We start from the raw sequence: 6202 nt of genomic DNA, 5'->3' as shown, positions 1-6202 counted from the left end.
GTCCCTCAAGCTCGCCTACCGTGAATCTGTGGCCGAATAATGCACAGGGGCCATCTAGGCTCCGGCATCGTCCTCCGGCGCAAGCCTCCCGCTGCCCGCTCGATCGGCCTCGAAATTGATCCGGCTACCTTTGAGTGCTTCGGCTCGATCGCGGCAGAGGAATCGAGCGCGTTCGATGGCGCGGCCGTCGAAACCTACAACGTCGATTGCCTCGCCTTCCTGCGCGATTTCGACTTTTCGGCCGCTGGGCGCGTGCTGATCTATGCTGATCCGCCCTATGTCCTCGCCACGCGCTCCCATCCGGGCACGCGCTACCGCTATGACTATACGGACGCGGACCATAGGGAACTGCTGGCCGTCCTCGATGCGCTGCCCGCCTCGGTGATGATTTCAGGCTATCCCTCGGCCCTGTATAGCGAGCTGCTGCCCGCGCCGCGCTGGCGCGTCCTGTCCTATCAGGCCATGACGCGAGGCGGGCCGCGCACCGAATGTCTATGGATGAACTATGCGCCCGACGCGGCGCATTGGGCCACCCATGCCGGGGTGGATTTCACCGATCGCCAGAGGATCAAGCGCAAGGCGGCACGTTGGAAACGCATGTTTAGCGAGCTGCCTGCGGGCGAGCGAATTGCGATCCTCGCCGCGCTGCTGGAAGTGGACTCATAGCAGGCCAGCGCCGCACTCGTTGCCGTTGTGAAATGATTAACCAAAGCATCCTAGATCAGCCCTGCGACCCGAAGAACCTTTCTCGATCATTTAGGTTCTTTCACTGGACCCGGCTGCATTAGCTGTCGGGTCCATCTTTTTGCGCCGCCAGCTCGTCCACCAACATTTAACCAAGGCGGGCAAGGGTCCGATTACCGCTCCTGTGTCAAAAGAGGCGATGAACGGCGATAACAACAGGCCCTTTTCGCGCGGCGATTTGTCGGCGCTTCTGCTGCTGCTGTTCACGCTCGCCATGATGGCCTATAACTATCGGCATCCAGAGTGGGCGAGCCAAGGCGGCATATGGGCCTACATTGTTCCCCGCCACGGGACAGCATCATAGGCGTGCGCGCCTATCCGATGATTGAACGGACAAAGCGGACGATCGGCGGCCCAACGCCCGCGAGGAAGGCAAGTCCGGTAAGCGCCAGCAATCCCCAAAACTCGATGTGGATAAGCAAGTCGCTGCCGGAATTGTCGTTCGGATCGGGCCAGTCCTTCATGGCACCGGATGATTACGGCTCCGGCGCGATGCTGCAACCTCCTAAGCCAGCAAGGGGGCTTCACCGGCCCGCCTCATAGACGGGAACGTCTATGCCACCGGCGACATAGACGCGGGCGGCTATGCTGCAGCGCATAGACAGCGGCGACTATGCTTCAGCGGCCAACATTTCCGAGACAGGGCACCCGATCGCGTCCGCGAGCTGCGCCATAACGTCCAAGGTCGGATTGGCCTTCCCGTTCTCGATAAACGAAATGTAGGAGGCCGTGACGCCGGTTTGCTCATGCAGCATCGCTTGTGACATTTTGAGGGCCTGCCTCCGCGCCCTCAACCGCTTCCCGAACAATTTGCTCAACGGGTGCGCCATATCGTCCAAACGTAGGTATATTGCCATTCTGGAACCTGCTTCGGAGTCGTCTGATGATGGACTTGAACGGCGAACAATATCACCGCCTCCAACATGCTATAGCCCTCACGCGCGAAAGCCTCGCTATCGCGGCGGAGCTGGGCGACGATCTATCAGCCTTCCAACTGAAACACGCGCTCCATTCGCTGCATTACATTAGCGAGCTAGAGGCCGAAGGCCATGACGATCGGGAGCCTGTCACCCTGACCGTGGATGAAGCGGAGGCCCCGCGAACTGCGAGAACAATGCGAGACACGGACCTGAGCGATGAACAATATCGCCGCCTCCTCCACGCTATAGACCTTGCGCGGGAAAGCCTCGTTATCGCGGTGGAGATGGACGACGACATAACCGCCTTCCATCTCAAAACCGCGCTCCGTTCCCTCGACTATTCTAGGAAGTTGGTTTCCGCTTGATCTAGCGTCGAACGCTGCGGCGCTGGGCCGGTTGATCGTCTCCGATAACCGGCCCGGAACGCTTCCTTTCGCGTTCGTCGTCCAGCTCGATCCGGGGAGCCTCCCGCTCCTGCTGACGCGGGTTCTCGATCGCCGCCCTGATCTGGCGCACCACGCCTTCACGGCCCAAGCGGCTGTTCTGCTGCAAGTCGGCCCAGTCGGCCCGAAGCTGCGATTTTGGCCAGGTTGAAGAACGAACACTGAACGCTTGATTGATTCTACCAGGACCGTTGCTGACCACCGACCTCGTAGATATCGGCTTCCATGGAGCAATTGTAGCTCTCTGCGATGTTGAACATCTCGGAGAGGAGGCTTTGGATTTCCTCATCAAGGGAAATGCCATCCGGATCGGGGTCATAGGCGACGGTCAGTTTGTAATCACAATTGCCGTTTTTTACCATGGCGTAGTCGCGTTCCAGCATCGCCTCAATCCGCTCCCGAGCGGGTTTTCTACCTCTTCCACGCTTGTTGAAGTTCTCGATAATCAGATGCAGGGCGATGCTGGCAGTGGGCGGCTTTTCCGGCAGTTTGGTCTGTGACGGAATAATGTCGAGCGCCCGATAGACGGTCATTCGTGAGACCTTCAGGTCGCGGGCAACGCGGGCCTTGCTGGCGCCGGCGGCAAGGCGACGGCGGATTTCATCGTCATCGACGTTCTTCTTCCGGCCTTTGTAAACGCCTTCGGCGCGCGCCGCTTCGATCCCGGCGCGCTGACGATCCTTGATGAACTTCAGCTCCATATCGGCGACCATGCCGAGTATGGTGATGACCATTCGCCCCATGTCGCCCGCCGTCGTCACCTCTGGCTCAAGGATGCGCAGCGAAGCTCCCTTTTCATCAAGCTCATGCACCAGGTTCAGGACATCGCGCGTGGAGCGGCCGAGCCGGTCGAGCCGCAGCACGACCAGCTCGTCGCCGGTGTGCATAAACTGCATGATCGTTTCCAGTTCCGTGCGCCCGCTCCGCGAGGCCCCCGATCCGGTCTCGGAACGGATAATTTCGCAACCTGCATTCTTGAGGCGGCCAATCTGGATATCCAGATCCTGGTCCGTGGTGCTGACGCGGGCATATCCGATACGAGCCAAGTGCAAAATCCGTCACATTAGGGTGGCTCTTGCAGTGTATCGTCACATTGAGCGCAAACCCACCCTTTTGTGACAGACGAATGGTGTCACTCGGCCCTATCACTCTGGGGTGTACCCAAATGTTATAGGCCGATCAGCCGCCTCACGCTGCAAGCCGTCCAAAATCAATCCGGTCGTTCAGGTCGAGGTCGAAGCGGCCATAAGGGTTCACATGACTGTAGATCAACGGCGTGAGACCACGATAATCTTCCGGCGTCATCCGCCCCGCCCACTTCGGCTCAACCAGTACGGTCTGAAGCATGCGGGTGTTCACATACACCAGCGACGCTTGCAGGAGGTGTAGCGCCAGAACGGAGATTTCCTGCTCATGGATGCGGTTGGTGGCGATCTCGCCGCCCTTGCCGAAGAACACGAAACCATTAGCGCCGTTCCAGTTCTCAACCACATTCAGCCCTTCGTGGATCTCGCGGCGGAATGCCTCCTGACGCAAATACCGGCATAGGAAGATTGTTTTGACCGCGCGGCCGAGTTCACTCAGCGCCTTGTAGGTCGGGTGCATCACTTCGGCTCTGGCAAACCGGAGCAGGATCGCTTCCGGATCGGCGGTGCGCGATTGCATGGCAGCGGCATATTTGACCATTTCGTCATATTGTTGCTCGATCTCGTCCCAGTCGATCGGGCTGGAGAGGATCGGCAGTAAATTGGAAAGCCGCGTGCGCATGCCGGCTTGGGGAAGGGCCAGTTTCTGGCGTGCCACTGCTTTCAGCCGCGGGGCAAGCTCAAATCCAAGGAGTCGGCAGAACGCAAAGCCGACTGCGCTCTGGCCGTGGCTATCGACGTACTGGCGCTGGATTTCCATGTCGGTGCAATGGCGTAGCACGCCTTCGATCATGGAGGCGACCTCCGAGGAAGAGCACCGCTTGAGCTGGGAATAAACGCAGGTCGCGCGCTTCTCCACATGCCAGTAGATCATGACGCCACGGCCGCCATAGCGGGCGTGCCATTCCGTCATCAGGTTGCGGTCCCACGCGCCGAACTTCGTTGAATCGGACGCGCATGCCGTGCCCGCATCTCCCCATACTGCGGCATTGCGGATTGCCAGTGTCGCGTTTGCTACCCGCGCGCACGCCTCCCTCAGCGCTGGCGCGTGGATGAAACGGCGATGGACATGCAGCAATTCCTCGTAACTGACATCGGGTGTTGCGCCAGCGACCCGCTTGAGCCCGGCGTTCGTGCCCAAGCCATAGAGACACAGCAAAAGACGCTGAGCCAAGGCTGCTTTCGACAGGGTAACCCGCGAGGCCGACGTTTCGAAAGCATCCATCAATCCCGTGTCCAGAGCAGCCTCTTTCAACACGTCCAGCAGTCCGGTCATCGGCCAGCGCTGACCGATCTCGCTTTTGATCGAAGCGAGACCCTTCGGTTCGGGCAAGGGCTTGAACGGTGTAATCGATATCCGGTTGTCGCCGCGCCACAGGAGCCGGACCTTGTCGTTTTGTGGAATATTGGCATTGAGGAGCAACAGTTCCCGTTCAAGCTCCTCCCGGATCGAGGCGCAAAACGCCTGCGCATCTGGCGTCAGGCTGAGGCCGGAATAGTACGCATCTCGCCTGATCTCGAAGTCCTTGGGAAGATCGTCATCGGGATTGCGATAGCGATCCGCCCCGACCACCCAGATTTCTTTGGAGCGGATGCGGTCGCGCAGTTGCGTCAGGACGCAAAGCTCATAGCTGATCCGGTTTACCCGCCCATCGTCATCAATGACGGAACTGCGCCATCGCGCTGGAATCACCTCATCGATCGGAACATCCTGCAATGGCACGAAGCGGCATCCGCCATCCACCTTGCTCCTGATCCAGTCGAGGGCCGCCAGGACCGGCCGCCACACCGCGTTGTTCGACCGGAACTCAAGTACGGAAAGCAGGCTTGGCAGCATGCGCCGGTAATGATTGGCCCAGGAACCACGCATCACCTTGTAGATGCGCCGGTCCAGAGCGCCCTTCGCATGGCTCTCCTTGACGATCGCCGCCAGCTTGGCCTTACCGGCGATCGGGAAAATGACATCGCAGATGCGCCCCGATGGTTCATTGATCGAGGCGCTGGCGATCTCGACCAGCAGGCGCTCCTTTCCATAGACCCGCTCGATGTCTTTCGCGATATCGCCCACCACCTTGCGTTTCGAGCGCGTTCCGATCTTGTGAACGGTTTCGATCAGCAGGTCGATCATCGCGTCAGTGAGTTGCGCCTCCCGCGACATTAGATAAATCGCATAAAGGCCGAGCTGTCGCGCCGGCGCATGCCGGCGCATCTCCGAGGCCTTTTCACCGGCAACGCGGCGAACAATCTGATCGACCCATGGCTTGCCCGTAGCCGTCAGGAGATCATGGGGAAGATCAAGTCTCTGGATAAAGGCGAGTTTCTCGGTCACGTCGAGAATGTTGTCGAGCGTTGCCTGTCCGGCGTCACCCTTCATCCTGTTGAATCCGGTCGAGCTGTCCGGATCGGCAAGCGAGGCTTCCAATAACGCCACCGCATCTGACGAAAGCCGATCACTGGCTCCGATCAGCCAGGTGTCCAGATAATCTTGCCGTTGTGAGCGAACGACACGTTCAAGCTCCTTGCGCGACGGCCCATAAATACGCCGGTCCCGGCACCACAGGAAAACATGCTCAAGCATGGCATTGATCGACTGGCCGCCCGGGCACAGCTCGCCAGCAATCCATTCCGTCAATTGCGCGCGATCCACCCGCTTCATGCGGTGATATCCAAGATGGATCAGGATCTCCGCACAATGCCGTCGTGCTGTCCGACTGGAAAAGTCATAACCGGCTATCTCGCCAGCCTCGACACCGAGTTGCTCGGCCAGATACGAGAGGCCATCGGTAGGGATTGAGCCGGGATCGATCGCGAAAAACCCCAGGGAAGCGAAGAATTTCAGCTGCGCGGCGAGGCCAAGGCGCGTCAGGGCCGGCTTCGAATTTACAAAATCAATATCGGCAAAGCTCAGGCTCCATCGTCCGATCAAATCCCCGCCCGGAATACTCCGATC

8 protein-coding genes are annotated in these 6202 nt (G+C 59.4%); 3 read left to right on the top strand and 5 right to left on the bottom strand.

Annotated elements, in window-relative coordinates; translation table 11 throughout:
• Window positions 1-39: 39 nt before the first annotated feature.
• Together L286_RS27320 and L286_RS48845 are read left to right on the top strand one after the other, a co-directional pair.
• Entirely contained in the window at window positions 40-666 is a 627-nt protein-coding gene (locus tag L286_RS27320) for a DNA adenine methylase (protein ID WP_021223003.1), read from the top strand.
• Window positions 667-883: 217 nt separating this feature from the next.
• The gene (locus L286_RS48845) at window positions 884-1048 is read left to right on the top strand and encodes a hypothetical protein (RefSeq protein WP_021223002.1); all 165 of its coding nucleotides are present in this window, start codon (window positions 884-886) and stop codon (window positions 1046-1048) included.
• A 10-nt stretch (window positions 1049-1058) separates the two neighbouring features.
• Here L286_RS48845 and L286_RS48840 read toward each other — a convergent pair whose 3' ends face one another.
• Window positions 1059-1208, bottom strand: a complete 150-nt coding sequence (locus tag L286_RS48840) for a hypothetical protein (RefSeq protein ID WP_021223001.1) — start codon at window positions 1206-1208, stop codon at window positions 1059-1061.
• A 147-nt stretch (window positions 1209-1355) separates the two neighbouring features.
• Window positions 1356-1574 (bottom strand): helix-turn-helix domain-containing protein, encoded by a 219-nt coding sequence (locus L286_RS49170; RefSeq protein WP_226998764.1) that lies wholly within the window; start codon window positions 1572-1574, stop codon window positions 1356-1358.
• Window positions 1575-1627: 53 nt separating this feature from the next.
• Here L286_RS49170 and L286_RS27310 point away from each other — a divergent pair, with 53 nt between their 5' ends.
• Entirely contained in the window at window positions 1628-2029 is a 402-nt protein-coding gene (locus tag L286_RS27310) for a hypothetical protein (RefSeq protein ID WP_021223000.1), read from the top strand.
• A gap of 1 nt (window position 2030) precedes the next feature.
• Here L286_RS27310 and L286_RS27305 read toward each other — a convergent pair whose 3' ends face one another.
• The 3 genes from L286_RS27305 to L286_RS27295 form a co-directional block, all read right to left on the bottom strand.
• Window positions 2031-2216, bottom strand: coding sequence for a hypothetical protein (locus L286_RS27305; RefSeq protein ID WP_021222999.1), 186 nt, complete (start codon window positions 2214-2216; stop codon window positions 2031-2033).
• A 70-nt stretch (window positions 2217-2286) separates the two neighbouring features.
• A complete protein-coding gene (locus tag L286_RS27300) occupies window positions 2287-3153 on the bottom strand; it encodes a recombinase family protein (protein WP_006953933.1) in 867 nt (288 codons plus the stop codon).
• A 142-nt stretch (window positions 3154-3295) separates the two neighbouring features.
• Window positions 3296-6178, bottom strand: coding sequence for a Tn3 family transposase (locus L286_RS27295; RefSeq protein ID WP_021222998.1), 2883 nt, complete (start codon window positions 6176-6178; stop codon window positions 3296-3298).
• Window positions 6179-6202: the final 24 nt, after the last annotated feature.

It is taken from the genome of Sphingobium sp. HDIP04, from assembly GCF_000445085.1.
In the GTDB taxonomy this organism is placed as follows: domain Bacteria; phylum Pseudomonadota; class Alphaproteobacteria; order Sphingomonadales; family Sphingomonadaceae; genus Sphingobium; species Sphingobium indicum.
This window is presented reverse-complemented; position numbering and strand designations above follow the sequence as displayed.

What these genes read in the sequence shown, in the direction of transcription:
- L286_RS27310 (WP_021223000.1), top strand. Translation starts at nt 1,628, where the DNA reads ATGATGGACTTGAACGGCGAACAATATCACCGCCTCCAACATGCTATA.
- L286_RS48840 (WP_021223001.1), bottom strand. Translation starts at nt 1,208, where the DNA reads ATGAAGGACTGGCCCGATCCGAACGACAATTCCGGCAGCGACTTGCTT.
- L286_RS48845 (WP_021223002.1), top strand. Translation starts at nt 884, where the DNA reads ATGAACGGCGATAACAACAGGCCCTTTTCGCGCGGCGATTTGTCGGCG.
- L286_RS27320 (WP_021223003.1), top strand. Translation starts at nt 40, where the DNA reads ATGCACAGGGGCCATCTAGGCTCCGGCATCGTCCTCCGGCGCAAGCCT.
- L286_RS49170 (WP_226998764.1), bottom strand. Translation starts at nt 1,574, where the DNA reads ATGGCGCACCCGTTGAGCAAATTGTTCGGGAAGCGGTTGAGGGCGCGG.